This is a genomic window from Allobosea sp. (genome assembly GCF_035999205.1).
GTDB lineage: Bacteria > Pseudomonadota > Alphaproteobacteria > Rhizobiales > Beijerinckiaceae > Allobosea.
Map to the genome: position 1 here is coordinate 1,175,352 of NZ_DASYHA010000025.1, position 24,632 is coordinate 1,199,983.

21 protein-coding genes and 1 tRNA gene are annotated in these 24,632 nt (G+C 67.6%); 16 read left to right on the forward strand and 6 right to left on the reverse strand.

Annotated elements, in window-relative coordinates:
- Nucleotides 1–133: 133 nt before the first annotated feature.
- The 3 genes from VGN82_RS20940 (at nt 134) to VGN82_RS20950 (ending at nt 5,617) form a co-directional block, all read left to right on the forward strand.
- Entirely contained in the window at nt 134–2,461 is a 2,328-nt protein-coding gene (locus VGN82_RS20940) for a putative bifunctional diguanylate cyclase/phosphodiesterase (protein WP_327528976.1), read from the forward strand.
- 223 nt (nt 2,462–2,684) lie between these two features.
- A complete protein-coding gene (locus VGN82_RS20945) occupies nt 2,685–4,145 on the forward strand; it encodes a dihydrolipoyl dehydrogenase family protein (protein WP_327528977.1) in 1,461 nt (486 codons plus the stop codon).
- Nucleotides 4,146–4,156: 11 nt separating this feature from the next.
- Nucleotides 4,157–5,617, forward strand: a complete 1,461-nt coding sequence (locus tag VGN82_RS20950) for a sensor histidine kinase (protein WP_327528978.1) — start codon at nt 4,157–4,159, stop codon at nt 5,615–5,617.
- Between the two features lie 14 nt (nt 5,618–5,631).
- Here the strand turns inward: VGN82_RS20950 and VGN82_RS20955 are convergent, their stop codons facing one another.
- On the reverse strand, nt 5,632–6,261 hold the full coding sequence (locus VGN82_RS20955) for a S24 family peptidase (protein ID WP_327528979.1): 630 nt from the start codon (nt 6,259–6,261) through the stop codon (nt 5,632–5,634).
- 165 nt (nt 6,262–6,426) lie between these two features.
- On the opposite strand from VGN82_RS20955, the gene VGN82_RS20960 reads away from it, so the two are divergent.
- Together VGN82_RS20960 and VGN82_RS20965 are read left to right on the forward strand one after the other, a co-directional pair.
- The gene (locus VGN82_RS20960) at nt 6,427–6,771 is read left to right on the forward strand and encodes a DUF952 domain-containing protein (protein ID WP_327528980.1); all 345 of its coding nucleotides are present in this window, start codon (nt 6,427–6,429) and stop codon (nt 6,769–6,771) included.
- Nucleotides 6,768–7,856 (forward strand): quinone-dependent dihydroorotate dehydrogenase, encoded by a 1,089-nt coding sequence (locus VGN82_RS20965; protein ID WP_327528981.1) that lies wholly within the window; start codon nt 6,768–6,770, stop codon nt 7,854–7,856. Before VGN82_RS20960 ends, VGN82_RS20965 begins: the two co-directional genes overlap by 4 nt.
- A 6-nt stretch (nt 7,857–7,862) precedes the next feature.
- Here the strand turns inward: VGN82_RS20965 and VGN82_RS20970 are convergent, their stop codons facing one another.
- From VGN82_RS20970 to VGN82_RS20980, 3 genes are all read right to left on the reverse strand, one after another.
- On the reverse strand, nt 7,863–8,132 hold the full coding sequence (locus VGN82_RS20970) for a DUF6460 domain-containing protein (RefSeq protein ID WP_327528982.1): 270 nt from the start codon (nt 8,130–8,132) through the stop codon (nt 7,863–7,865).
- A gap of 87 nt (nt 8,133–8,219) precedes the next feature.
- A complete protein-coding gene (locus VGN82_RS20975; protein ID WP_327528983.1) occupies nt 8,220–8,900 on the reverse strand; it encodes a response regulator transcription factor in 681 nt (226 codons plus the stop codon).
- A 155-nt stretch (nt 8,901–9,055) separates the two neighbouring features.
- Nucleotides 9,056–10,690 (reverse strand): cisplatin damage response ATP-dependent DNA ligase, encoded by a 1,635-nt coding sequence (locus VGN82_RS20980; protein WP_327528984.1) that lies wholly within the window; start codon nt 10,688–10,690, stop codon nt 9,056–9,058.
- Nucleotides 10,691–10,797: 107 nt separating this feature from the next.
- On the opposite strand from VGN82_RS20980, the gene VGN82_RS20985 reads away from it, so the two are divergent.
- Entirely contained in the window at nt 10,798–11,574 is a 777-nt protein-coding gene (locus VGN82_RS20985; RefSeq protein ID WP_327528985.1) for an SGNH/GDSL hydrolase family protein, read from the forward strand.
- Between the two features lie 7 nt (nt 11,575–11,581).
- Here VGN82_RS20985 and VGN82_RS20990 read toward each other — a convergent pair whose 3' ends face one another.
- On the reverse strand, nt 11,582–12,625 hold the full coding sequence (locus VGN82_RS20990; RefSeq protein ID WP_327528986.1) for a ligase-associated DNA damage response exonuclease: 1,044 nt from the start codon (nt 12,623–12,625) through the stop codon (nt 11,582–11,584).
- A gap of 56 nt (nt 12,626–12,681) precedes the next feature.
- On the opposite strand from VGN82_RS20990, the gene VGN82_RS20995 reads away from it, so the two are divergent.
- Nucleotides 12,682–13,641, forward strand: a complete 960-nt coding sequence (locus tag VGN82_RS20995) for a class I SAM-dependent DNA methyltransferase (protein ID WP_327528987.1) — start codon at nt 12,682–12,684, stop codon at nt 13,639–13,641.
- A 5-nt stretch (nt 13,642–13,646) separates the two neighbouring features.
- On the opposite strand, the gene VGN82_RS21000 is transcribed toward VGN82_RS20995, so the two are convergent.
- Nucleotides 13,647–14,126, reverse strand: a complete 480-nt coding sequence (locus VGN82_RS21000) for a VOC family protein (RefSeq protein WP_327528988.1) — start codon at nt 14,124–14,126, stop codon at nt 13,647–13,649.
- Nucleotides 14,127–14,345: 219 nt separating this feature from the next.
- On the opposite strand from VGN82_RS21000, the gene VGN82_RS21005 reads away from it, so the two are divergent.
- From VGN82_RS21005 to VGN82_RS21045, 9 genes are all read left to right on the forward strand, one after another.
- Complete coding sequence (locus VGN82_RS21005; RefSeq protein ID WP_327528989.1) at nt 14,346–16,832, forward strand: ligase-associated DNA damage response DEXH box helicase; 2,487 nt, start codon at nt 14,346–14,348, stop codon at nt 16,830–16,832.
- A gap of 11 nt (nt 16,833–16,843) precedes the next feature.
- A complete protein-coding gene (gene pdeM, locus VGN82_RS21010) occupies nt 16,844–17,539 on the forward strand; it encodes a ligase-associated DNA damage response endonuclease PdeM (protein WP_414644356.1) in 696 nt (231 codons plus the stop codon).
- 194 nt (nt 17,540–17,733) lie between these two features.
- A tRNA-Thr gene (locus tag VGN82_RS21015) sits at nt 17,734–17,808 on the forward strand.
- A gap of 355 nt (nt 17,809–18,163) precedes the next feature.
- Nucleotides 18,164–18,952, forward strand: a complete 789-nt coding sequence (locus VGN82_RS21020; RefSeq protein ID WP_327528991.1) for a GntR family transcriptional regulator — start codon at nt 18,164–18,166, stop codon at nt 18,950–18,952.
- On the forward strand, nt 18,949–20,460 hold the full coding sequence (locus VGN82_RS21025) for an ABC transporter substrate-binding protein (RefSeq protein WP_327528992.1): 1,512 nt from the start codon (nt 18,949–18,951) through the stop codon (nt 20,458–20,460). The genes VGN82_RS21020 and VGN82_RS21025 overlap by 4 nt, the downstream gene beginning before the upstream one ends.
- 84 nt (nt 20,461–20,544) lie before the next feature.
- Nucleotides 20,545–22,050: an ABC transporter substrate-binding protein gene (locus VGN82_RS21030; protein ID WP_327528993.1), complete on the forward strand. Its 1,506-nt coding sequence runs from the start codon at nt 20,545–20,547 to the stop codon at nt 22,048–22,050.
- A gap of 6 nt (nt 22,051–22,056) precedes the next feature.
- On the forward strand, nt 22,057–22,983 hold the full coding sequence (locus tag VGN82_RS21035) for an ABC transporter permease (protein ID WP_327528994.1): 927 nt from the start codon (nt 22,057–22,059) through the stop codon (nt 22,981–22,983).
- On the forward strand, nt 22,980–23,831 hold the full coding sequence (gene nikC, locus VGN82_RS21040) for a nickel transporter permease (RefSeq protein WP_327528995.1): 852 nt from the start codon (nt 22,980–22,982) through the stop codon (nt 23,829–23,831). Before VGN82_RS21035 ends, nikC begins: the two co-directional genes overlap by 4 nt.
- 13 nt (nt 23,832–23,844) lie before the next feature.
- Nucleotides 23,845–24,630 (forward strand): SDR family NAD(P)-dependent oxidoreductase, encoded by a 786-nt coding sequence (locus VGN82_RS21045; RefSeq protein WP_327528996.1) that lies wholly within the window; start codon nt 23,845–23,847, stop codon nt 24,628–24,630.
- Nucleotides 24,631–24,632: the final 2 nt, after the last annotated feature.

Genomic DNA, 24,632 nt, shown 5'->3' on the forward strand with positions numbered 1-24,632 from the left:
CGGAAGCCGCTTTTACACCCTGAAGCTGCTCTAATCACGAAACATTTACCTCTCAGCCCCTAAATCGTCCAAGCGGCGGGGATTGCGGGCGCTCTCGGCACGCCTTCTCAGCGACCGCCAGGGCAGGATTTGAATGGCGGGCGCGCTCAAGCGACTGTGGAACGCCAGAGCGCGTGATCCGGGCGAAGGTTTCGACCTGCCCGGTTACGCACTGCTGGTCAGTTCGCTGTTTTCTTCGCCGGCCTCGATCATTCCGGGCGGCGTCGCCGGCATCCTGACGCCGTTTCTGTGCTGGATCTCGACCGGCCTCGAGCTGTTTCTGGACCTGACCATCCTCGTCAGCATCGTCGTCCTGCTGCGGCTACTGACCTTCGTCTCCTATCGCAGGACCGACCATTCCCGGGACGGATATCTGGAAACGCGGCGCTGGGACCGGGACTATTTCCTGGGAGCGACCGCGTTCGCCGGGGTGCTCGGCTACAGCTGCTATGCCGCCCTGACCCTGACGGACGACGCCGCAGCCCATATCACGTCTGTTTCGTCGACCATTGCGATCGCGTCCGGCTATGTCTCGCGGAATGCCGGCCGGCCGAAATTCGTCGCGGTGCAGTTGCTGACCTTCTGCGTGCCAATGGCGATCGGCCTGATCCAGGCCCATAACGACTACTACCAGTACATCGGCTACTTCGCCTTTCTCTACGTGGCAGCCAACATCGCCATCACGAACTCCCTGCACCGCAATCTTCTCGCCCTGAGCGATGCGACCAAGCAATCCAAGGCGCTGGCCTCGGCCCTGCATTCTCAGAACCTGACGCTCGACGCCGCGCTCAACACCATGATCCACGGGCTGGCGATGTTCGACCGCGACCTCAAGCTCGCGGTCAGCAACGCGCCGCACCAGGCGCTCTATGGTCTGCCGGAGACGCTTGCCCTGCCCGGCACGCCGATCACCGCGATCGGCCGCTTCCTGGTCGAACGGCAGGTTGTCGCCGCCGGCCAGTTGCGCGACCTGAGAGAGGCGCTGGCCGAAATCCAGGGCACGCAGCAAACGACGAGCCGCGAGATCCAGACGCGTGGCGGCAGGGTTCTGGTCGTGACCTTCGCGCCGGCGGCCGAGGGCGGCGTGCTGATGTCGACCGAGGATGCGACCGAGCGCAAGGCGACCGAGGCGCGCATCGAGCAGATGGCGCGCTTCGACGAGCTCACCGGACTCGCCAACCGGTTCGAGTACAACAGCAACATCGCCGAAGCCTTCGGCCGGCTGGAGCGCACCGGCGAGTCCTTTGCGCTGCTCTATGTCGACCTCGACGGCTTCAAGCAGGTCAACGACAATCTCGGCCACGACATCGGTGACCGGGTCCTGATGGAGACCGCGAACCGGCTGCGCAGCACGATCCGCGACAGCGACGTGCTGGCGCGCTTCGGCGGCGACGAGTTCCTGCTGATCCTGCCTGCCGCGAACCACGCCGCGGTCACCATGATCGCGCAACGCATGATCGACGCCATGTCGAAGGCGTTCCTGCTCGACAACAAGACGGTCTACGTCACTGCCAGCATCGGCATCGCCATGGCGCCGTTCGACGGTGCGACGCCGGCCGATCTGCTGCGTCATGCCGACACCGCGCTCTACAAGGCCAAGGCTGCCGGCCGCAACACGCTGATGTTCTTCAACCCGGCGATGGCCGAGGAGATGCTCGAGCGGCACGAGATCGAAGTCGATCTGCGCAAGGCCTGCGAGGATGGCTCGCTGGAACTCTACTACCAGCCGATCATCGACCTGCGCACAGGCGATATCGTCTCGCGCGAGGCGCTGATGCGCTGGCGCCACCCCACGCGCGGCATGGTTCCCGCCGGCCTATTCATCCAGGTGGCGGAGCAGTCGGGGCTGATCGCCTCGATCGGCGACTGGGCGATCCGTCAGGCCTGCAAGGACGCCGCCGGCTGGGAGGAGAATGTCGGCGTTTCCGTCAACATCTCGCCGCTGCAGTTCCGCGAGCCGCGCCGCATCGTCGAGGCGGTGAAGGATGCCCTGATCGCCTCCAATCTCAGCTCGCGCCGCCTGACGCTCGAGGTCACGGAATCGCTGCTGATCGAGGACAACAAGACGACGCTCGGCGTGATCGACGAGCTGAGGACGCTGGGCGTCACCTTCGCGCTCGACGATTTCGGCACGGGCTACTCCTCGCTGGCCTATCTCTCGACCTACCCCTTCGCCCAGGTGAAGATCGACCAGAGCTTCACCCGGACCGTGCATTCCAGCGAAGCCTCGAAGGCGATCATCGAGGCGGTCTGCCAGCTTGCGCGCCGCCTCTCGATGAATGTCGTCGTCGAGGGCATCGAAACCGAACAGCAGCGCATCGCCGTGCAGCTCCTCGGCGCCCAGCGCGCCCAGGGCTATTTCTTCGGCAGGCCGGAGCCGCTGGCGAGTTTCACGCAGCGCAAGGGCCGCAACGTCGCCTGAGCGCGGCACGGGCACACCGTACCCTCGCCAAAGTGCCCCTTCTCATCCACTTACGGCCAATGCGGTCTTGATTCCGCTCATCTGGCAACGCATCAGCATCCTTGGAATCAGTCAGCAGCCTGGGAGTCAGCATGATCTTGCCCGAACGCCGGCTTCCCTCACGACCTGGCCGGTCAGGCCAGCGTGACGACCAGCCATGGCTCGGCAGGGCGGGAGAAGCGGCGTGAGCCTGGATGCGCCCTCCCCGGCGAAGCCAGCTGCCCTGACGCCGGATCTCTGCGTGATCGGAGCCGGCACGGCAGGGCTGGCCGTTGCGACGGCGGCAGCGGCATTCGGGGTCTCCGTCGTCATCATCGAGCGCGACAGGATGGGTGGCCCGGCCGGTGGCAGCGCGGTGATGGCGCTGGCCGAGGCCGGGGCGCGCGCGCAAGCCATCCGTGACGCGCGCCAGTTCGGCATCGCCGCCGGCGAGGCCGAGGTCAACGACGCCCAGCTTCACGACCATGTCCAGCGCGTCCTGGCCGCGGCCGCTCCCAATGCCTCGGCCGAGCGGATGACGGCGCTGGGTGCGACCGTCATCCGCGGCGAAGGTCGCTTCATCAGCCGCAGCACCGTCGCCGTGGGCGACCAGACGATCAAGGCGCGGCGGTTCGTCATCGCGACCGGCGCCCGCAACACTGCGCCACCGACCCCGGGACTGGATACGATTGCCTGCCTGACCGATGCGAGCCTGGCGACGGCGACGCGCCGGCCCGGACGCCTGATCGTGCTCGGCGGGGGCGCGACCGGCACGGCGATCGCACAGGCGATGGTCCGGCTCGGCAGCGAGGTCGCGCTGATCGATTCCACCGAGTTGCTCGGCGGCGAAGACCCGGAAGCCGTCGCCATCCTACGCCGGGCGCTGCTGCGGGAAGGCGTCGCCCTGCATGAGCGGACACAGGTCCTGCGGGCACAATCCGTCAGGGGCGGGGTGCGTCTCGTCGTCACCCGTGGCGACGACAGCGCCGAGCAGGCGATCGAGGGCGCGCATCTGCTGATCGCGACCGCTCCCGTCCCCGCGATCGAGACGCTCGATCTCGAACTCGCCGGCATCGCCGTCGAGGGCGGCGGCATCCGCGTCGATCGGGGCCTGCGCAGCAGCAATCGCCGCGTCTATGCCATCGGCGACTGTGTTGGAGGTGCTTCGGCGATCATCCGCGGCGGGCATGTCGCAGAAGAACAGGCCCGGCTCGTGCTGCGCAATGCGCTGTTCCGCCAGCCCGGCCGATTCGATGCGGGCCTGGTGCCGCGCCTGACGCAAACCCGGCCGGAGCTTGCCGGCGTCGGCCTGTCCGAAGACGCAGCGCGCGCCAAGGCCGGGGCCATCCGCGTGCTGCGCTGGCCCTATGCCGAAGGCGAACGCGCCCAGGCCGGACGCGAGACCGAAGGTTTCGTCAAGCTCGTCACCGATGCGAAGGGACGCCTGCTCGGCGTCACCATCGTCGGAGCGAGGGCGGGCGAGCTGATCGCCCCCTGGTGCCTGGCGCTCAAGCACGGAATGAGCGCACAGGACATGGCCGAACTCGTCGTGCCGTATCCGGCCCTGTCCGAGGTCTCGAGGCGCGCGGCGACCTCGTTCCTCGCGCCGCTGGCGGCGAAGCCCGTCCTGCGCCGCCTCATCGGCTTCCTGCGCCGTTTCGGCTAGGATCGGCGCCGATGCAGTCCTATGAACCCGATACAAGCCAGCTTTCCGTCAGCCTGCCGCGCAGCCTGACGCGGCTCGGGCTTTCGGCCAAGCTGCTCGCCTTGACGGTCCTCTTCGTCATGCTGGCGGAAGTGCTGATCTACCTGCCGTCGGTCGCCAATTTCCGGCGCAACTGGCTGAACGACCGGCTCGCGGCGGCCCAGATTGCGGTGCTGGTGCTGGAGGGAGCCCCGCAGGAGGGTCTGCCCGAGGGCAGCGAGAACCGCCTGCTGATGGGCGTCGGCGCGCGTGCGATCGCAGCGCGCGTCGGCGGTGCGCGCCGCCTCCTCAGCCTCGACTCGATGCCGCCCGCGGCCGTCTCGCGGACGGTCGACCTGCGCACACTCGGCTGGCTCGACGCGATTGGCGAAGCGCTCGAGACGCTGGTGTTGCCGCCGGCCCAGATGCCGATCCGGGTGATCGGCGAGGCCGTCGGCGGGGCCGATTTCGTCGAACTCGTCATCGACGAGGCGCCGCTGCGGCGTGCCATGCTCAAATTCTCGGGCAATCTGCTGCTGCTCTCGCTGCTGATCTCGGGGCTGACGGCAGTCGCCGTCTATATCGCGCTGAACTGGATGATCGTCGGGCCGATCCGCCAGCTCGCTGCCAATGTCATGGAGTTCGAGGTCGATCCGGAGAACCCGCACCGGATCATCGATCCGACGCAGCGCGCCGACGAGATCGGCGAGGCCCAGCGTGCGCTCGCCCGCATGCAGATGACGCTGGCGGGCGAATTGCGGACCAAGAAGCACCTGGCCGAGCTTGGCCTCGCGGTCAGCAAGATCAACCACGACCTGCGCAATATGCTGGCGGCGGCGCAATTGATGTCGGACCGGCTCGTCGAGACCCGCGACGCCAAGATCAAGCGCTTCGCGCCGCGGCTGATCGCGACGCTCGGCCGCGCCATCGATTTCTGCCAGGCGACACTGGCCTATGGCCGGGCGGCCGAGGCCACGCCCGTTCTGAAGGACGTGGCGCTGCGCCAGCTGGTGGCCGACCAGGCCGACATGCTCGGCCTCTCCGAAACGTCGCAGACGCTTTTCAGCAACGACGTCCCCGCCGAACTGATCGCACCTTGCGACCCCGACCAGATGGCGCGCGTGCTGCTCAACCTGATGCGCAATTCGGTGCAGGCGCTGACCCAGGCCGGGGCCGAGGACGGCCGGCAGCGGTCGCTTGCCGTCAAGGCCGAGCGCGACAATGGCTCGGTGACCTTGCGCGTCGTCGACAATGGCCCCGGCGTGCCCGAGCGGGCGCGGGCGAACCTGTTCCAGGCCTTTCGCGGCTCTGTCACGCCCGGCGGCACCGGGCTCGGACTTGCGGTCGCGGCCGAACTGGTACGGCTGCATGGCGGCGCGATCACGCTCGAACCATCGGATATCGGCGCGGTGTTCAAGGTCACGCTGCCGCTGCGCCGGCAAGCGGCAGCCTGACGGCGAAGCCGGGCCTACTGGCTCGCCCAGATCACGCGGGCCATGAAGGCGATCTCGGAGAGGCCGAGCACGCGGTCGCTATGATCGGGATTGAGCGAGGCAAGCTCGACCGTCTTCGCCGTCTGGCGCTTGAGCTGCTTGGCCAGGACCTCGCCCTCGACCGTCTTGACCACGACGCGGTCACCGCGCCGGACAGTTGCAGTCGGCGAGACGATGATGGTGTCGCCGTCGCGATAGAGCGGCAGCATCGAATCGCCCGAGATCTCCAGCGCATAGGCCTTCTCGTCGGCGACGCCGGGGAAGGCGACCTCCTCCCAACCCGTGCCGACCGGGAAACCGCCATCGTCGAAGAAGCCACCCGAGCCGGCCTGGGCGAAGCCGATCAGCGGAATTGTGCGGACCGGCGCTGCCCCGCGCCGCATCACCACGCTCATGAACTCGTCGAGCGAGGCGCCGGTCGCCGCGAGGATCTTGGCGATCGATTCGGTCGAGGGCCAGCGCTCGCGCCCGTCCGGCCCGACGCGCTTGGAGCGGTTGAAGGTGGTCGCGTCGAGCCCCGCCTTGCGCGCCAGCCCCGAGGCGGTGAAGCCATAGCGCTGCGCGAGCGTGTCGATCGCACTCCAGATCTGGTCGTGGGACAGCACTGTGAAACCCCTGCAGGAGATGTTGCCGTCGGGCGGGGACAGAAATAGGAAATATCCCCTATCATATAAGATTTCAATCTGATTTCTGCGGGAATGCGGATTAAAATTGCCGAACCCTCCTGACAGCCGCTATGCCGTCCGCAATCCCCTCCGGCGAGGTTTCCAGTGCCCCTCATCTACAAGATCTGCCCCGACGCGCTCTGGCGAGAAGCGGAAGCCGCCGGGCGCTTTTCCGGCGCTCCGATCGACCTTGCGGACGGCTACATCCATTTGTCGACCGGGTCTCAGCTTCGCGAAACCGCAGCGAAGCACTTCGCCGGCCAGCCTGGCCTGCTGCTGATCGCGGTGGATGATGGGAGGCTCGGCGAGGCCCTGCGATACGAGCCCTCGCGCGGCGGCGCACTGTTTCCGCATCTCTATGCCACGCTCGACACCAAGGCCATCCGCTGGGTTCAGGCTCTGCCATTGGGCCGGGACGGGTTGCCTATGACTCCGGAGGACATCGCGTGATCGATTCGCTGTTCAACCTCGCGCGTCCGCTGATCCACCGGATGGATGCCGAGACCGCTCATCGCCTGACGGTCGCGGCCCTGGCGGCAGCGCCGGCCCTGCGGCCAAGTGGAGACGATCCGGTCCTCGCCACCCAGGCGTTCGGCCAGACCTTCACCAACCCAGTCGGGCTCGCGGCCGGCTTCGACAAGCATGCCGAGGCGGTCGACGGTGCGCTCGGCCTCGGCTTCGGCTTCGTCGAGGTCGGCGGCGTCACTCCCCTGCCCCAGCCCGGCAATCCGAAGCCGCGGGTGTTCCGGCTGACCGAGGACGAAGCGGTGATCAATCGCTACGGCCTCAACAGCGACGGCATGGAGGTCGTGGCGCAGCGGCTGGCGGCCCGGCGCGCGCGCGGCGGCGTCGTCGGCGTCAATCTCGGCGCCAACAAGGAATCGGCCGATCGCGCCGCCGACTATGCGGTGCTGACGCGCCGGCTCGCGGCCGTCACCGACTTCCTGACGATCAACGTCTCCTCGCCCAACACGCCGGGCCTGCGCGACCTGCAGGCAGAATCGGCGCTCGACGAGCTGGTCGCACGGGCGATCGAGGCGCGCGACGAGGCGACCCAGGGCGGCCGCCGCACCCCGATGCTGCTCAAGATCGCTCCCGACCTGACCCTGCCCGAACTCGACGGCATGGTCGCTGTGGCGCGGCGGCGCGGCATCGACGGCATGATCGTCTCCAACACGACCATCGCCCGGCCGGAGAGCCTGCGCAGCGCAGCGAAGAACGAGACCGGCGGCCTCTCGGGCAAGCCGCTCTTCACGGCCTCGACAAAGCTGCTCGCCGAGACCTTCCTGCGTGTCGAGCGGCAGTTCCCGCTAGTCGGCGTCGGCGGCATCGATTCGGCTGCGACCGCCTTCGCCAAAATCCGCGCCGGGGCCGATCTCGTGCAGTTCTACTCGGCGATGGTGTTCAAGGGGCCGGGGCTGGTGAAGACCGTCAAGGCAGGCCTCGCCGCCGAGGCGCGCAAGGCCGGGCTTCCGAGGCTCGGAGCGCTGGTCGGCCGCGACGCAGCTGCGATCGCGCGCGGCGAAGCGCTGTAGGAGCGGTCAGCGACGCGCCGCGAAAAGCCGCGACAAAAGCCAGAGCGGCACGACCAGCAGCGCCCCGGCGATGACCCACTGGCCGACTTCGCGCACCGCGCCGAAGCCGAGATTGCCCAGCGAGCGGATGAAGCGCGCCGCCGCCTCATAGAGACCGCGGGGCGACAGGCCGAGAAAGGCCATCGCAGCACCGACCAGCAGCGAGATGAAGAGCAGGCGCACCAACACGGCGAGCGGCGAGCCGCCGAGAAAGCGTTCGATATTGCCGTTGGCCATGGCCGATCTATCCCCGATACGCACCCATCTGCGCCCCGGACGGTTGAACCGGGGCTGAACGGCTTGTCAACCGGCGAAGCCCCGGCCTCACGAGGTGGCGGAGGCCCCCGCCGTGGCCCAGGCCGTGCCGGCGATCTTGGCGGCCGCGATCACGGCCTGCGTGCGGCTGTCAACGTCGAGCTTGGTCAGGATCGCCGAGACATGGGCCTTCACCGTCGCCTCGGAGACACCGAGTTCATAGGCGATCTGCTTGTTCAGCAACCCCTCCGACAGCATCATCAGCACGCGCACCTGCTGCGGCGTCAGCGTCGAGAGATTGCGGACCATGGTCGCCGTCTCGGCATCGACGGGGGCGTTGAGATCAATGCCCGGCGGCGTCCAGACGCCACCTTCGAGCACGGCCCGGATCGCCTCGCCCATCTGCTCGACATCAGCCGTCTTCGGCAAGAAGCCGAGCGCGCCGAACTCGATGCAGCGACGGATGACGGCGGGGTCGTCATTGGCCGAGACGACGATGACCGGAACCTCGGGGTGATCGGCGCGCAGGAAGAGCAGGCCCGAGAAGCCCTGTACGCCCGGCATGGTCAGGTCGAGCAGGACGAGATCGGCATCGCCGCCGCTGTCTAGCGCCTCCGTCAATGCCTCGAGTGAGCCGACCTCGCTGACATCGGCGCCCTCGATCGCCGTCGAGACGGCCTGCCGCAGCGCCCCCCGGAAGAGCGGATGATCGTCCGCGATCACGATCCGCGTCGAAGGCTGCCGTTTCATGGGAACCATCCTCAATGTCTGCCCACATCCTGCCTCAAGCAGGGCTATGATCTCAAGCAAATCGGCCATGGAGCATCGTGGCCCGCGGCAAAGGCTGTGAACCATCCGGCGTCCGGTAGCAATTCCGACAAATGGCGAGCCCGCCTGGCCTGTCCTCACGAGGGCGGCAGTAGTGCTTCCAGGGCCTCGATGCGGTCGGCCTCGCTGGGAGGCTTGTCCCAGCGGATGCGGCTGATCCGGGGAAATCGCATCGCGAGACCGGATTTGTGCCGCGTCGAACGCTGCAGCCCCTCGAAGGCAACCTCGAAAACGAGCCCGCTTTCGGCGTTGTGCGTGACCTCGCGCACCGGCCCGAAGCGGTTCAGCGTGTGCTTGCGTACATAGCGGTCGAGCTCGAGCAGTTCCTCGTCGGTGAAGCCGAAATAGGCCTTCCCGACCGGCACCAGCTCGGCCGCCCCGCTCTCACCGGCGCGCCAGACGCCGAAGGTGAAGTCGGAATAGAAGGAGGAGCGCTTGCCGTGGCCGCGCTGGGCATACATCAGCACGCAATCTACGAGCCTGGCCTCGCGCTTCCATTTCCACCAATGCCCTTTGGGGCGCCCCGGCAGATAGGGCGATCCGAGCCGCTTGATCATGCAGCCCTCGACCGCCTCGGCATCCGCGCCCGCCCCGGCGGCAGACGGATCGGCTCGCGCGGCGGCCAGCACTTCCCAGGTCGAGAAGGCGATCGGCGGCGAGAGATCGACGATCGGGCTCGCCAGCCTGGCGACGAAGGCCTCCAGCCGCTGCCTGCGTTCCGAAAGCGGCAGATCCCGCAGATCCTCATCGCCATCGACCAGCAAGTCGTAAGCGCGGATATGGGCGGGATATTCGACCAGCATCTTGGCTGTGACGCTCTTGCGGTTGAGGCGCTGCTGGAGCGTGTTGAAGCTCTGCACGCTCTCGTCGCGCCGCACGAGCAGTTCGCCATCGATCGCCCCGTCCTGTGTCAGCGCCTCGACGACATCGGGAAAGGACGCGGCGATGTCCTCGCCGGTGCGCGAGAACAACCGCGTGACACGCGAGCCGTCGGGTCGCATGCCGCTCGTCGCCTGGACGCGGATGCCGTCCCATTTCCATTCCGCCTGGAACTCGGCCGGCTCCATCTTCTCGAAATCGCCATCCTCGATCGGGTGCGAGAGCATCACCGGCCGGAACGGGGCGGGATCGGTCGCCTCCGGCCGCGGCGCCCTGCCTTCGAGCCAGGCGAAGAGCTCCCGATAGGGCGGCTCCAGCCCGTGCCAGACCTCCTCGACCTCGTCGGGCGCGATACCGCCGAGATTAGCGGCCGCCGTCTTGGCGAGCCGCGCCGAGACCCCGATGCGCAGCGAGCCCGTGATCAGCTTCAGCAGCGCCCAGCGCCCGGTCTCGTCGAGCGCATCGAGCCACGAGGCGACGAGGCGCGGCAGGTCCGTCTTGCCGGCATTGCGCAGACCGGCGACGACATCCGGCAAATGCGGAACGTCGTTGGCGCCATGTCGAGCCGGCCACATCAGCGCGACCGTCTCCGAGAGGTCACCGACATAGTCGTAGGACAGCGCGAACAGCACCGGATCGGTGCGCTCGGCGATCAGCGCGCGGATCAGCCCGGCCTTGGCGTTCGGAAAGACCAGCCCACCCGTCATCGCCGCCAGCGCAAGGCCGCGATCAGGGTCAGGCGTCGTGCGGAAATAGTCCGCGATCAGCGCCAGCTTGGCATTGCGGCGCGGCTCATAGGCCAGACGATCGAGCAGCCAGGCGAAGCGGTTCATGCTGTCCCCCGCCGGCCACGGCTCGCCATTTCCTGTTTGCTGCACTGCATCGTTCAGCCGCCATTCATGAACGAAACCTTACCCGCTGAGGGGTACAAGGGAGAGACATGCCGATGCGCGTCGCGATGCGGTTCCTTGCTTTGCCTGTCATCGCTGCAACGCTTTCGGCCGGAACTCCCGCGCAGGCGGCGAGCTTCTCCTGCCGCGAGGCGCCGATCATGCGCTCGAGCGCCACGCTTGCGCCGCTCTCCACCAAGGCTTCGCAGGGCCAGTCGCTCGCGATCCTCGCCATCGGCTCCTCGTCGACCGAAGGCGTCGGCGCCAGCGCCAAGGACCGGACCTATCCGGCCCGCCTGCAGGCACTGCTCGCCAAGGCCTGGCCGAAGTCGCAGGTCGAGATCGTCAATGCAGGCATCGGTGGCGAGACCGCGCCGCAGACCCTCGCCCGATTGAAGACCGCATTGGCCACCCGCCACTACGACCTCGTGATCTGGCAGGTCGGCACCAATGACGCCGTCAAGGGCGGCGATCTCGACGCCTTCAGAGCCATGGTCACGGATGGTATCGCGATGGTGCGCGAGGCCGGCCCGGCGCTCGCCATCCTCGATCCGCAGTTCTTTCCCTCCGTCCGCGATCCGCAGCGCTACGGTGCCTATGTCGAGGCGGTCGGCGAGATTGCCCGCCGCGAGGCGGTGCCTGTCTTCGCCCGCTATGCGGCGATGCGGGAATGGCACCGCACCGACGCCGAAGCGTTCAAGGCGGCGCTTTGGACAGACGGCTTCCATATGAGCGACGCCGGCTATGACTGCCTCGCCCGCGACATGGCGAATGCCATGGTTGGCATGGCCGCACCCGCGCGCCCGGTCGTAACGGCCTCGCGCTGATCGAAAACTAGACGGCCGCAGCATCGGCCGCCTCCCCTACGGGATCGGCCTCGCCCTCGTCGCCATAGCCGACGAGGTGCAGCGGTTTCGCCTTCAATCCCACCGTGCCGCACCAGTGGACGAGCGCCTCGGCCTCGCCATGGGTGACCCAGATCTCGCCAGCGCCGGTCTCCCGGATCGTCGCCTGGAGGTCGTCCCAATCGGCGTGATCGGAGATGATCAGCGGCAACTCCACGCCCTTCTGCCGCGCCCGCGCCCTGATGCGCATCCAGCCGGAGGCAAAGCTCGTCACCGGATCAGGGAATTTGCGCGCCCAGAGATCCTGCGTGGCGCTCGGCGGGCAGATCACGATCTCGCCGCCGAGCGCCTTCCGATCGGCCGTCGCGACCTTCCTGGTCTCGCCAAGGACGGCGCCTTGCGCGAGATAGAATTCCGTCAGCTTCTCCAGCGCGCCATGGAGATAGATCGGGCGCTCGTATCCGGCCTCGCGGATCAGCGCCATCACGCGCTGCGCCTTGCCGAGCGAATAGGCCCCGACGATGTGGGTCCGCTCGGGGAAGAGGCGGACCGACTCCAGCAACTTGCCGACCTCTGCATGGGCCGGCGGATGCCGAAAGACCGGCAACCCGAAGGTCGCCTCGGTGATGAAGATGTCGCAAGCGACGGGCTCGAAGCCGGCGCAGGTCGGGTCGCGCTCGCGCTTGTAGTCGCCGGAGACGACGATACGCAGGCCGGCGCTCTCGACGACGATCTGCGCCGAGCCCAGCACGTGGCCGGCCGGAACGAAGGTGAAATCGACGCCAGCGATCCGTGTGGTCTCGCCGGGCACCGCCTCCTGCCGCTCTCCGGTGAAGCCCTCGCCATAGCGCAGCGCCATGATGGCGAGCGTCTCGCGTGTCGCCAGCACGGCACCGTGGCCGGCGCGGGCATGGTCGGAATGGCCGTGCGTGATCAGCGCCCGCGCCACGGGCCGGACCGGGTCGACATAGATGTCGGCCGGCGGGCACCACAGGCCGGCCGGCGTCGGGATCAGCAGCTCTGACGGGCGCATCGTCCTAGCCGGGTGCGGTCTGGCCAGTGTCATACTCCTCAGATAGACCCGCAGGCATGATCGAAAAGAGCTCCACCGCGCATTTCGCCAGTTCCGGCGACCCGACGCTCGACCGTCGCTATGCCTGGGCGGAAGCCGCGTTCAAGGAGGGCGACGCCCAGGCCGCCGTCGAGATCCTCGACCAGACGCTGGCGCAGGCCTACCACTTCACCGCCGCCTGGCATCTCTACGGGCTGGCGCAGGAAGCGCTCGGCCACAAGGAGGACGCCGCGACCGCCTGGCGGCAATGCCTCGACCTCGACCCCAACGACCATTTCGGCGCGCGGCTCGACCTCGCCCGCATCGGCGCCATGTCTGCCGAAGAGGCGACCTCGGAGAATTTTTCCGGCACCCTCTTCGACACCTATGCCGAACGCTTCGACAGCCATCTGACGCAGGCCCTGCAATACAACGCTCCCGCCTTGCTGAAGGCCGCGCTGGCCCGCATCTGCGACAACGCCCGCAAGCCCTTCCGGTTCGATGCCGTCCTCGATCTCGGCTGCGGCACCGGTTTGATGGGCGAGGCGATCCGCGACGAGACGGGCTTCCTCGCGGGCTGCGATCTCTCGCCACGGATGATCGAGCGGGCGCGGGCGAAGATGCGGGCCGATGGCGATTCGCTCTACGACAAGCTGGCGGTGGCGGGCCTCACCGCCTTCCTGACCAGCCGCCCTGATGCCTGCGCCGACCTCGTCATCGCGGCCGATGTCTTCGTCTATGTCGGCGAGCTCGCTCCGGCCTTTGCCCAGAGCGCGCGCGTCCTGAAGCACGGCGGCCTGTTCGCCTTCACAGTCCAGAGCCATGAGGGTGAGGGCGTCGTCGTCGGGGCGGATCGTCGGTTCGCGCATGCGGAAAGCTGGCTCCGGCAGAGGCTGGAAGAGGCGAAGCTCTCTCCCCTAATGATCGAACCCGCCAGCACGCGTCAGGACCGCGGCGAGGCCGTCCCGGGCCTGCTGGTGGTGGCGCAGCGGCTCTGACAGGTTCAGCCGCGCCGGGCCTTCTCGATCGCGGCGACATCGATCTTGCCCATCTCCATCATCGCGGTGAAGGCGCGCTTGGCCTCCTCACCTCCGGCCGCCATCGCCTCGGTCAGCACGCGCGGTGTGATCTGCCAGGAGATGCCCCAGCGATCCTTGCACCAGCCGCAGGCACTCTCCTTCCCACCATTGCCGACGATGGCGCTCCAGTAGCGATCGGTCTCCTCCTGGTCGTCGGTCGCGATCTGGAAGGAGAAGGCCTCGCTATGCTTAAAAGCCGTCCCGCCATTGAGGCCGATGCAGGGCGTTCCGGCGACCGTGAACTCGACGGTCAGGACATCGCCGGCCTTGCCGGACGGATAGTCCGTCGGAGCGCGATGGATTGCCCCCATGACGCTGTCCGGAAAGGTTGCGACATAAAATCGGGCGGCGGCCTCGGCGTCCTTGTCGTACCAGAGGCAGATCGTGTTCTTGGCAATCGCCATGGCTCTCCCTTTCGCTCCTCTTGAAGCCGTCTCGGCACAGCGGCGCGCCAATGGAATGCTCCCGCGCCGCCAACGTTCCATCCACAATAGCTGAAGGATCATCACGGCAGGCGCGAGGCGGCGGCAACGCGGTCCGACCGCCCATCGGGTCGGGTTCGATGTGGCAGGCCCTCGCATTCCCCTTTCGTTCTCGCACGCCACGCCCTATCTCTGGACGACATGGCCGTGCCCTCCCCGCTCCCACCCGCCTTCACTGCCTGGTTCGCCAGCCGCGGCTGGAGCGCGCGGCCGCATCAGCTCGCGTTGCTCGATGAAGCCCGCGCCGGGCGCTCGACCTTGCTCGTCGCGCCTACGGGTGCCGGCAAGACGCTCGCCGGCTTCCTGCCCTCGCTGGTCGAATTGACGGAGCGGGGCGGCGAGCGCGAGGGGTTGCACACGCTCTACATCTCGCCGCTGAAGGCGCTGGCCGTCGACATCGCGCGCAACCTCGAGGCTCCGATCCGCGAGATGGGCTTGCCGATCACCGTCGAGACCCGTACCGGCGATACCTCGGCGGCCAAGCGCACGCGCCAGATCCAGCGCCCCCCTGACATTCTGCTGACGACGCCGGAGCAACTCGCCCTCTTGGTCTCGCATCGCGATGCCGCGCCCTTCTTCGCGAGCTTGCGCCGGGTCGTTCTCGACGAACTGCATGCGCTCGTGACCTCGAAGCGCGGCGACCTGCTCTCGCTCGACCTGGCAAGGCTGCGTGCCCTGGCTCCGGAGGTCAGCGCGGTCGGCCTTTCGGCGACGGTGCGCGAGCCGGCCGATCTTCAGCGTTTTCTCGGCGGCGCCGAGAGCCCGGCAGGGCTCGTTACGGTCACCGGCGGGGCGGCGGCGCGGATCGGCATCCTGCACACCGAGACCCGCCTTCCCCTCGCGGGCCACACCACAGCCCATGCGATGGGTGCGATCTATGACGCGATCCGCACGCACAAGCTGACGCTGGTTTTCGTCAACACCCGCATGCAAGCCGAGTTCGCCTTCCAGGCGCTGTGGAGCATCAACGACGACAACTTGCCGATCGCGCTCCATCACGGCTCACTCGATGCGCAACAGCGCCGCAAGGTCGAGGCGGCGATGGCGGATGGGCGGCTCAAGGCGGTTGTCTGCACCGCCACTCTCGATCTCGGTATCGACTGGGGCGATGTCGATCTCGTCGTCAATCTCGGCGCCCCCAAGGGCGCAAGCCGGCTAATGCAGCGCATCGGCCGCTCGAACCACCGTATGGACGAGCCTTCGCAAGCGCTGCTTGTTCCATCAAACCGCTTCGAGCTGCTGGAATGCCGCGCCGCGCTCGATGCCGTCGCCGAGGCCGCGCAGGACACGCCCGATGCCCGGATCGGCGCGCTCGACGTGCTCGCCCAGCATGTGCTCGGCGTCGCCTGCTCCGACGGCTTCGATGCGGATGCGCTGTATGACGAGGTTCGCACCGCCTCGCCCTATGTCGGGCTGGCGCGCGAGGACTTTGACGCGGTGGTGCACTTCGTCGCGACCGGCGGCTACGCGCTGCGTTCCTATGAGCGCTTCGCCAAGCTCCGGCAGGACAAGGCCGGGCATTGGCGCGCGAGCAATGCCAGGGTGATCCAGCAATACCGGATGAATGTCGGCACGATCGTCGAATCGACCATGCTGAAGGTCCGGCTCGGCCGGGCACGCGCCGGCAAGCCGGGCCAGCCCTCGACGATCACGCGGGGCGGCCGCGTGCTCGGCGAGATCGAGGAGTACTTCGCCGAGACGATGACGCCGGGCGACACCTTCATCTTCGCCGGCGAGGTCCTGCGCTTCGAGGGCATCACCGAGAACGAGGCCGTCTGCTCGCGTGCGTCTCCCGGCACGGACCCGAAGATTCCCTCGTATAACGGCGGCAAGTTTCCGCTCTCGACCTTCCTCGCAGCTCGCGTCCGCGCGATGCTCGCCAGCCCGAAGGAATGGAACAGCCTGCCCGACGAGGTTTCCTCCTGGCTGCATGCCCAGCGCCTGAAATCGCGCCTGCCGAAGCCCGGCGAACTGCTGGTCGAGACCTTTCCGCGCGGCGGGCGCTTCTATCTCGTAGCTTACCCCTTCGAGGGGAGGCTCGCCCACCAGACGCTCGGCATGCTGCTGACGCGGCGGCTGGAGCGCGCGAAGATGCGGCCGCTCGGCTTCGTCTGCAACGATTACGGCATTGCCTGCTGGGGCCTCGGCGACATGAGCGCGGCGGTCGCGCGCGGCGCGCTGAGCCTCGAGGATCTGTTCGCGCAGGACATGCTCGGCGACGATCTCGAGGAGTGGCTGGCGGAATCGGCGCTGATGAAGCGTACCTTCCGCAGCTGCGCCATCATCGCGGGCTTGATCGAGCGGCGCTTTCCCGGCCAGGAGAAGAGCGGTCGGCAGGTCACGATCTCGACCGATCTGGTCTATGACGTGCTGCGGCGGCACGAACCCGACCATGTGCTGCTCAAGGCCGCGCGCGCGGACGCCGCGACCGGCTTGCTCGACATCCAGCGGCTCGGTCAGATGCTGACACGAATCGGCGGCCGAATCGTGCATCAGCCGCTCGACCACGTCTCGCCGCTCGGCGTGTCGGTGATGCTCGAGATCGGCCGCGAGGCGGTCTATGGCGAGGCGGCGGACGAAATCCTGGCGGAGGCGGAAGCGATGCTGATCGAGGAGGCGATGGCGTGAACGCAGCGGCGATGGCTGCAGGCGCGATGGACCGCCCAGCCTTCATGCTTGGGCAGCTGGCGGTCGTGCCGGACCTGTCGGGCGCGCTCTGGCTGCCCGACGAGCGCACGCTCGTCGTCGCCGACCTGCATCTGGAGAAGGGCTCGGCCTACGCCGCGCGCGGCGTGTTCCTGCCGCCCTACGACTCGACGGCGACGCTTGCAGCGCTTGCGGCCGCGATCAGACGCCATGCCCCGCTGCGCGTGATCGCGCTCGGCGACAGCTTCCATGACCGTGAGGCGGAGACACGCATCGGCGAAGCCGAGCTCGCGACGCTGCGGCGATTGCAGACAGGCCGCGACTGGCTCTGGGTGACCGGCAATCACGACCCCCAGATCAGCCTCGCGATGGGAGGCGACACGGCGGGCAGCATCGAACTCGCCGGCGTCACCCTGCGCCACGAGCCCGATGCGCACGAAACCGGATACGAGATCGCCGGCCATCTCCACCCCGCCGCCAAGGTCAGGATGCGGGGCCGCGCCCTACGGCGGCGCTGCTTCGCGCTATCGGCGAAGCGCTGCGTCATGCCGGCGATGGGCGCCTATGCCGGCGGGCTGAACCTGCGCGACGCGGCATTCCGGCCGCTGCTGGGACCGGGATTCAGCGCCCATCTGCTCGGCGATGCCCGGCTGTTCCGCATCGATCCGCGGCTCCTGCTGCCGGACTGAGCCGACCACGCCGTTTCGTCGCCACGGCACGGCCGGCAAGGGCGAAATGGCGGTCATCCCCATATCGCTGTCACGACGATGACGAGATGGGTTGCGTCCGCGAAGGGCTTGTGGCATCAGGACGCCGCTTCGGAACGACGCCCCCGCTGACCCTCGCCTCAAGGCGACCGCCAGCCACGATGGCCGACGATCCTGCTGCGGTAGCTCAGTGGTAGAGCACTCCATTGGTAATGGAGAGGTCGAGAGTTCAATCCTCTCTCGCAGCACCAGCCCTTATCCAAGAACAGCCAGCGCCTTTCCGCGGCCTCAAGGCAGGTCCGCATCTAGAGCGGCAGATCAACTCACCTCCCGCCAGCCGAACACCCGGCCGTGAATGCCCTAGCGCTCGGGGCCATTCCAGCTTTCCGTACACCGGACCAACTGCAAGCCCTTGTCTGCGGGTGCTCGATGCCGCGCCTGGGCATGAATAGCGTTCGCGCGGACCGAGATGGTTTGGCGCCCCTCGGCCGATCGTTTCGCGCTTCTGATCTCCGCGACAGCGCGGCCCGGGAACAATCTTCCAATCTGTCGTGAAGCCTCACATCGCTCTTGTGAAATCTCACAAAGCGATTCAGACTTCGTCACATGCTCGACACATCCTCTCCCTTCAGCCCCGTCGCGACTGCCCCGATCGCCGAAGCCCGGCTCGATGTCGCGACGCGACGGCTGCGCAAGGCCATCGTCGGCTGCGAGCTGGCGCCGGGCGAATTCATCCATGAATCGGCCCTGGCCGAGCGCTTTGGGCTTGGCCGCGCCAGCATCCGCGTCGCGCTCACGGAACTCGCGGCGGCTCGTTTCGTCAGCCGCCATGCACGCCAGGGATGGCGGATCGCGCCGATCGACGGCGCATTGATCGCGGCCGTCCTGGACGGTCGTCGGCGCCTGGAAGCCTCGCTGGCGGCGCAATCACTGCCCGAGCCGGCCGGTTCCAATGCCGTGGCGCTGCTTGGCATGCTGCGCTCCGTGACCGGGCGACCGGAGCCCGCCGCACTTGCGACCGCCCGGGCGGCGGAGCGCCAGCTGCGGGATCTCATCGCGGCAGGCGCTGGCGCCTTCGCCCGCGACTGGCTCGAGGAGATCTGGGACCATGCCGACCGGATCGTGCGGATGCTCGATGTCGCCGGCCACCCGATCCTGCCCGCCGATCTCGGCGACCTCGTCACCGCCCTGATCGCAGCGGATTCCGAGGCGGCCTCGCGGGCGCTCGCGCGGGAGCATCAGCGTTTCGCCGATGCGCTCGCCCACGGCTTCCTGGCTGCATCCGCGCAGCTTTCGCGTCCGCCGGCCCGCTCGGCCCGCCGGCGCAGCAAGCGCCGCACCGGCGTCACAACCGCAGATCGATCGCCCCCCCTCACGAAGGAGCAGCAGTCATGAGCATTGCCTGGCAGAACTATTCGCTCGCGGCCGCCTGCGCCGCGGCGCTCGCTCTGGGAACGGTCGCGCCGGCGCAGGCCTCGAAGGAGCGCTTCGTCGTCGATCTCGTCAACGAGCCGTCATCGCTGGACCCGCAGGTCCAGTGGAACCCCGACAGCTACTATGTCTACCGCAACATCTTCGACAATCTCGTCACCCGCGACGACAAGGGCGAGATCGTCCCGCAGGTCGCGACCTCCTGGAAGTACCTGTCCGACAACGAGATCGAGTTCGAGCTCCGGCCCGACATCGCCTTCCATGACGGCTCGAAACTGACCGCCGACGATGTCGTCTTCAGCGTCAAGCGCATCACTGATCGCAGCTTCGGCAGCCCGCAGCTCGGGCAGTTCGACAAGATTACCGATGCTGTCGCGCTGTCGCCGACCAGGGTCAAGCTGACGACCAGCGGAGCCTATCCCGCCTTGCTGGCGCAGCTGGTCAAGCTCTCGATCGTGCCCAAGGCGGTCGTCGAGGCGGTGGGCAAGGACGCCTTCAACCTGAAGCCGGTCGGCAGCGGACCCTACAAATTCGAGGGCTGGCAGCGCGGCGTAGCTGTGACGCTCTCGCGCAACGATGCCTATTGGGGCACGAAGGGCCCGTTCCCGAGCGTGATCTTCCGGGCCGTGCCGGACAGCGCGACCCGCCTCGCCAACCTCCAGGCCGGCACCAGCGATCTCGGCGTCACGCTCGACAGCGACCAGGCGGCCCAGCTGAAATCCGCGGCGAAGGCCAAGCCCCTGACAGGACTGACCGAGCGCGTCGCCTATCTGCGCCTGAACACGACCAAGCCCCCCTTCGACAACATCAAGGTCCGCCAGGCGGCAGCTCTCGCCATCGACAAGGAAGGGCTGGTCGACGGCCTGCTCGGCGGCTTCGACAAGCCGGTCGGGCAGCTGCTGACGCCCGCGATCTTCGGATGGGTCGATGGCTTGGCCGCCCCGAAGCATGACCTCGCCAAGGCGAAGGCTCTGGTCGCCGAGGCAGGGCCGGCGGCGAAGGCCGAGATCGAGCTGTCGACGGCACCGGTCTTCGACCAGCGCATCGTCCAGGCCGTGCAGCAGCAGCTCGGCGAAGCCGGCCTCAACGTCAAGATCGCGATGTCGGACATGGCGAGCTACCTCAAGCGGGCCCAGGCCGGACCCGAGGGTACCTCGACGCTGAGCTTCGGCCGCTGGTCCTGCGCCTGCCAGGACGCCGATGGAGTGCTCTTCCCGCTGCTGCACAAGAGCAGCGGCTGGTCGGCTTATCGCAACGCCAAGACGGACAGTCTGCTGGAGGAAGCCCGCCAGACTCTCGACAAGGACAAGCGCCTCGCCGCCTACAAGCAGGTCCACGAGATCGTCGCGACTGAGGCGCCGGTGATCCCGCTCTACCAGGCCGTCGTGATCTATGGCGCGACCAAGAACCTGAATTTCACGCCGACGCCGAACGAAAGCATGTTCCTGAACCGGATGAGCTGGACCGACTGAGCGGTCGCGTCAGCCACTGAAACCGCAGGGCCAGGCGCCGGGAGGAGACCGGGCGCCGCATCAACAAGAAGAGGGGAACGAAAGATGAAGCGAACTCGCCGAATGCTCGCAAGCGCGCTGGTCGCCGCTTGCCTGGCCGTGCCGGGCGGCGCGGCCTTCGCCGCCAAGGATCGCCTGACGATCGATCTCGTGGGCGAGCCGAACTCGCTCGATCCGCATGTCCAGTGGAATCCGGACAGCTACTATGTCTACCGCAACATCTTCGACAACCTCGTCACCCGCGACGACAAGGGCCTGATCGCGCCGCAGGTCGCCACGAGCTGGAAGCAGCTCTCCGACACGCAGATCCAGTTCCAGCTGCGCGACGACATCACCTTCCATGACGGCTCGAAGCTGACCGCCGAGGATGTCGTCTTCAGCGTCAAGCGCATCACCGACCCGAAATTCGCCAGCCCGCAACTCGGCCAGTTCGACAAGATCACCGACGCCGTCGCCGACGACGCCAAAACGGTGACGCTGACCACCAACGGCGCCTATCCGGCCCTGCTGGCGCAGCTCGTGAAGCTCTCGATCGTGCCCAAGAAGGTCGTGGAGGCGGTCGGGAAGGATGCCTTCAACCTCGCGCCGGTCGGCAGCGGCCCCTACAAGTTCGGCGGCTGGCAACGCGGCGTATCGGTGACGCTCGCCCGCAACGACGCCTATTGGGGCACCAAGGCGCCGTTCCCGAGCGTTGTCTTCCGGGCCATTCCGGATGCCGCGACACGCGTCGCCAATCTGATGGCCGGAACGTCAGACCTGGCCGCCAATCTCGATGGCGATCTCGCCAAACAGCTCCAGACCTCGCAGCGCGCCAAGCCTGTGCCGGTGCTGACCGAGCGTGTCGCCTATCTGGCGATGAACGTACAGAAAGAGCCGCTGAACGACCCGCGCGTGCGGCGTGCGATCGCGCAGGCCATCGACAAGCAGGCGATCACCGACGGCGTGCTCGGCGGCACCGAGAAGCCCCTGGCGCAGATGCTGTCGCCGGCCCATGAGGGGTTTGTCGAAGGCATCAAGGATCTCCCCTTCGATCTCGCCAAGGCCAAGGCCCAGATCGCCGAAGTCGGCCCCAAGGCCAAGCAGGAGATCGCGCTGGTCACCGCGCCGGTCTACGACCAGCGCGTCGTGCAGGCGCTGCAGCAGATGCTGGTCGATGCCGGTCTCAACGTGAAGATCGAGATGACCGACATGGGCTCCTGGCTGAAGCGCATGCAGAGTGGCCCGGACTCCATCCCCGTGATGGCCTTCAGCCGCTGGTCCTGCGGTTGCCAGGACGCCGACGGCGTGCTGTTCCCGATCCTGCACAGCGCCAGCGGCTGGGCCAACGCCAAGGACAAGACGATCGAGGAGGCGCTCGAGGCTGGGCGGCAGACGCTCGATCCGGCCAAGCGCCTCGCCGCCTACAAGACCGTTCACGAGCGCATCGCCAGCGAGCACTTCGTGATCCCGCTCTATCAGGCGGCGCAGATGTACGGCACATCCAAGAACCTCGTCTGGACGCCGACGCCCAACGAAAGCATCTTCGTCAACCGCATGAGCTGGAAGGACTGAGCCAGAGTGCCCGGTTTCCTCCTTCAGCGCGCCGGACAGGCGCTCGTCACCATCCTCGGCGTGGCGACGCTGATCTTCTTCGTCCAGCGGCTGACGGGGGATCCGACCTATCTTCTGGTGCCGGAGACCGCGACCAAGGCCGATATCGACGCCCTGCGCCACGCGCTGGGCTTCGATCGGCCCCTCGTCGTCCAGTATCTCGACTTCCTCGCCGATCTCGCCCGCTTCGATCTCGGGCAATCGGTCGTGCAACGCGTGCCGGTCCTGACCATCATCGGCTCGCGCCTGCCCTACACGCTGATGCTGGCGGCGGGCGCCCTCACTGTCGCCTGCGGCATCGGCATCCCGATCGGCATCCTGCTCGCGGTCTTTCGCGACAGTGCCATCGCCAAGGCGGCGGCGGGCTTCGTGCTTGCCGCCCAGAGCATGCCGACCTTCTGGAGCGGCATCCTGATGATCATGGTGTTCTCGGTGTTGCTCGGCTGGTTGCCGCCGTCATCGACGGGCGACCTCCGGCATCTCGTCATGCCGTCCTTCGCGCTCGGCCTGCTGAGCATGGCGACGTTTGCGCGCATCGCCCGCTCGGCCCTGCTCGACGAATTGTCGAAGGATTATGCCCGCACCGCCCGGTCGCGTGGCGTGCGCACGCCGCGCCTGCTGCTGCGCCACATCGCGCGCAACGCCTCGATCCCGGTGATCACGGTCCTAGCGCTGGAAATCTCGAACCTGCTGGCGGGAGCGGTGATCGTCGAGACCGTCTTCGCCTGGCCCGGCATCGGGCAAGTCACGGTACAGGCAATTCTCGCGCGAGACTTCATGATCGTGCAGGGGGTCGTGCTGCTCGGCGCCTTCGTCACGGTGGCGCTCAATCTGATCTCGGACGTGCTCTACAGCGTCGTCGATCCCCGTATCGTCCTGGATGGCGCCCGATGAGTGCGGTTGCAGCCTCCCGTCTGCGCCAAGGGCTCGGCTTGCGCCGCTGGTGGCCGCTGACGATCGTCGCGCTGGTGGTGCTGGCCGCGATCTTCGCGCCATGGCTCGCGCCCTATGACCCCAACACGCAGAATCTCGTCGGCCGGCTGAAGCCGCCCGGTACAGTCTCGCGCGCCTTCCACTACTGGCTCGGCAGCGACGAACTCGGACGCGACGTTCTGAGCCGGATCATCTACGGCTCGCGCGTCTCGCTCGTGGTTGCCTTCGCCTCGGTGATCCTGTCGGGCACGGTCGGCACGACGCTCGGCATGATCGCCGCCTATCGGCGCGGCTGGGTCGAGACGCTGGTGATGCGCGTCGTCGATGTCTTCCTGTCGATTCCGGCCGTGCTGCTGGCGATCATCACCGTCGCGGTGCTGGGGCCGAGCCTCGTCAACGTCATCATGGTGCTCGCCCTGACGCGCTGGCCGCGCTACGCCCGCGTCGCCTACAGCCAGACGCTGTCGGTCGCGACGATGCCCTATGTCCGCCTCGCCGCATTGATGGGCGCGGGCGCGCCGCGCGTGATGTTCCGCCACATCCTGCCCAACATCATCGGTGCGGTCAGCGTCGTGGCGACGCTCGAATTCGGCCTGATGATCCTGTTCGAGGCCGGCCTGTCCTTCCTCGGTCTCGGCGTGCAGCCGCCGACAGCAAGCTGGGGTTCGATGCTCTCCACCGGCCGCAACTACGTCGCCACCGCCTGGTGGGTGGCGACGTTGCCCGGGCTTTGTCTCTTCGTGCTCGTGCTCGCGGTCAACCTGACCGGCGATGCCGTGCGCGATCGTCTCGACCCCCGTTTCCGCTGAGGATGATCTGACCATGTTCGACGACATCAAGGGCAAGCGCGCGCTCGTCACCGGCGCCTGCGGCGTGATCGGCAAGTGGATTGCCGAGACGCTTCACCAGGCCGGCGCGACCCTGGCCCTGACGGATGCCAAGGCTGACGACCTCGCGGCCTTCGCCGGAACCCTGGGCCTGAGCGGCGACAGCTTCTGGAAGACCGCCGACCTCACCGACGAGGCCTCGATCAAGGCCCTGACGGCCGAGATCGGCACGCGCTGGGGAGCCGCCGACATTCTCGTGAACAATGCCGGCATCTACCCGAGCGCCTTCCTGCTGGACACGCCGACCGAAGAGTTCGACCGCATCTTCTCGATCAACCTGCGTGCGCCCTTCATCCTCAGCCGCGAGCTTGCGACGCAGATGGTCCGCAAGGGCGTCAAGGGATCGATCATCAACATCTCGTCGGGCGCATCGCGCAAGATGCGGCGGACTGCCACGGTCTATTCGACCTCCAAGACGGCGCTCGACCGCCTGACCAAGGGCTTTGCCGTCGAGCTGGCCGAATATGGCATCCGCTCGAACGCACTCGAGCCGGGCTTTGCCGCCGGCAGCACGGTGAGCAGCCTGTCGGAGGCGCATGTCCGCAACACGATCGCGCAGATCCCGCTCGGCCGCCCCTCCTCGCGCGCGGATGTCGGCAACGCGCTGCTCTATCTCGCCAGCGACGCCTCCTCCTATGTCACCGGCGCGACGCTGACCGTCGATGGCGGCGGTTCGGCCGGCACGCTCGCGGTCCATCAGGACAAGAAGAGCGCGCTGTGAGG

What these genes read in the sequence shown, in the direction of transcription:
- VGN82_RS21000 (WP_327528988.1), bottom strand. Translation starts at nt 14,126, where the DNA reads ATGGCGATTGCCAAGAACACGATCTGCCTCTGGTACGACAAGGACGCC.
- VGN82_RS21025 (WP_327528992.1), top strand. Translation starts at nt 18,949, where the DNA reads ATGAGCATTGCCTGGCAGAACTATTCGCTCGCGGCCGCCTGCGCCGCG.
- VGN82_RS21030 (WP_327528993.1), top strand. Translation starts at nt 20,545, where the DNA reads ATGAAGCGAACTCGCCGAATGCTCGCAAGCGCGCTGGTCGCCGCTTGC.
- VGN82_RS20980 (WP_327528984.1), bottom strand. Translation starts at nt 10,690, where the DNA reads ATGAACCGCTTCGCCTGGCTGCTCGATCGTCTGGCCTATGAGCCGCGC.
- VGN82_RS20970 (WP_327528982.1), bottom strand. Translation starts at nt 8,132, where the DNA reads ATGGCCAACGGCAATATCGAACGCTTTCTCGGCGGCTCGCCGCTCGCC.
- VGN82_RS20990 (WP_327528986.1), bottom strand. Translation starts at nt 12,625, where the DNA reads ATGCGCCCGTCAGAGCTGCTGATCCCGACGCCGGCCGGCCTGTGGTGC.
- VGN82_RS20995 (WP_327528987.1), top strand. Translation starts at nt 12,682, where the DNA reads ATGATCGAAAAGAGCTCCACCGCGCATTTCGCCAGTTCCGGCGACCCG.
- pdeM (WP_414644356.1), top strand. Translation starts at nt 16,844, where the DNA reads ATGGCTGCAGGCGCGATGGACCGCCCAGCCTTCATGCTTGGGCAGCTG.
- VGN82_RS21045 (WP_327528996.1), top strand. Translation starts at nt 23,845, where the DNA reads ATGTTCGACGACATCAAGGGCAAGCGCGCGCTCGTCACCGGCGCCTGC.
- VGN82_RS20950 (WP_327528978.1), top strand. Translation starts at nt 4,157, where the DNA reads ATGCAGTCCTATGAACCCGATACAAGCCAGCTTTCCGTCAGCCTGCCG.
- VGN82_RS21020 (WP_327528991.1), top strand. Translation starts at nt 18,164, where the DNA reads ATGCTCGACACATCCTCTCCCTTCAGCCCCGTCGCGACTGCCCCGATC.
- VGN82_RS20940 (WP_327528976.1), top strand. Translation starts at nt 134, where the DNA reads ATGGCGGGCGCGCTCAAGCGACTGTGGAACGCCAGAGCGCGTGATCCG.
- nikC (WP_327528995.1), top strand. Translation starts at nt 22,980, where the DNA reads ATGAGTGCGGTTGCAGCCTCCCGTCTGCGCCAAGGGCTCGGCTTGCGC.
- VGN82_RS20985 (WP_327528985.1), top strand. Translation starts at nt 10,798, where the DNA reads ATGCCGATGCGCGTCGCGATGCGGTTCCTTGCTTTGCCTGTCATCGCT.
- VGN82_RS20975 (WP_327528983.1), bottom strand. Translation starts at nt 8,900, where the DNA reads ATGAAACGGCAGCCTTCGACGCGGATCGTGATCGCGGACGATCATCCG.
- VGN82_RS21005 (WP_327528989.1), top strand. Translation starts at nt 14,346, where the DNA reads ATGGCCGTGCCCTCCCCGCTCCCACCCGCCTTCACTGCCTGGTTCGCC.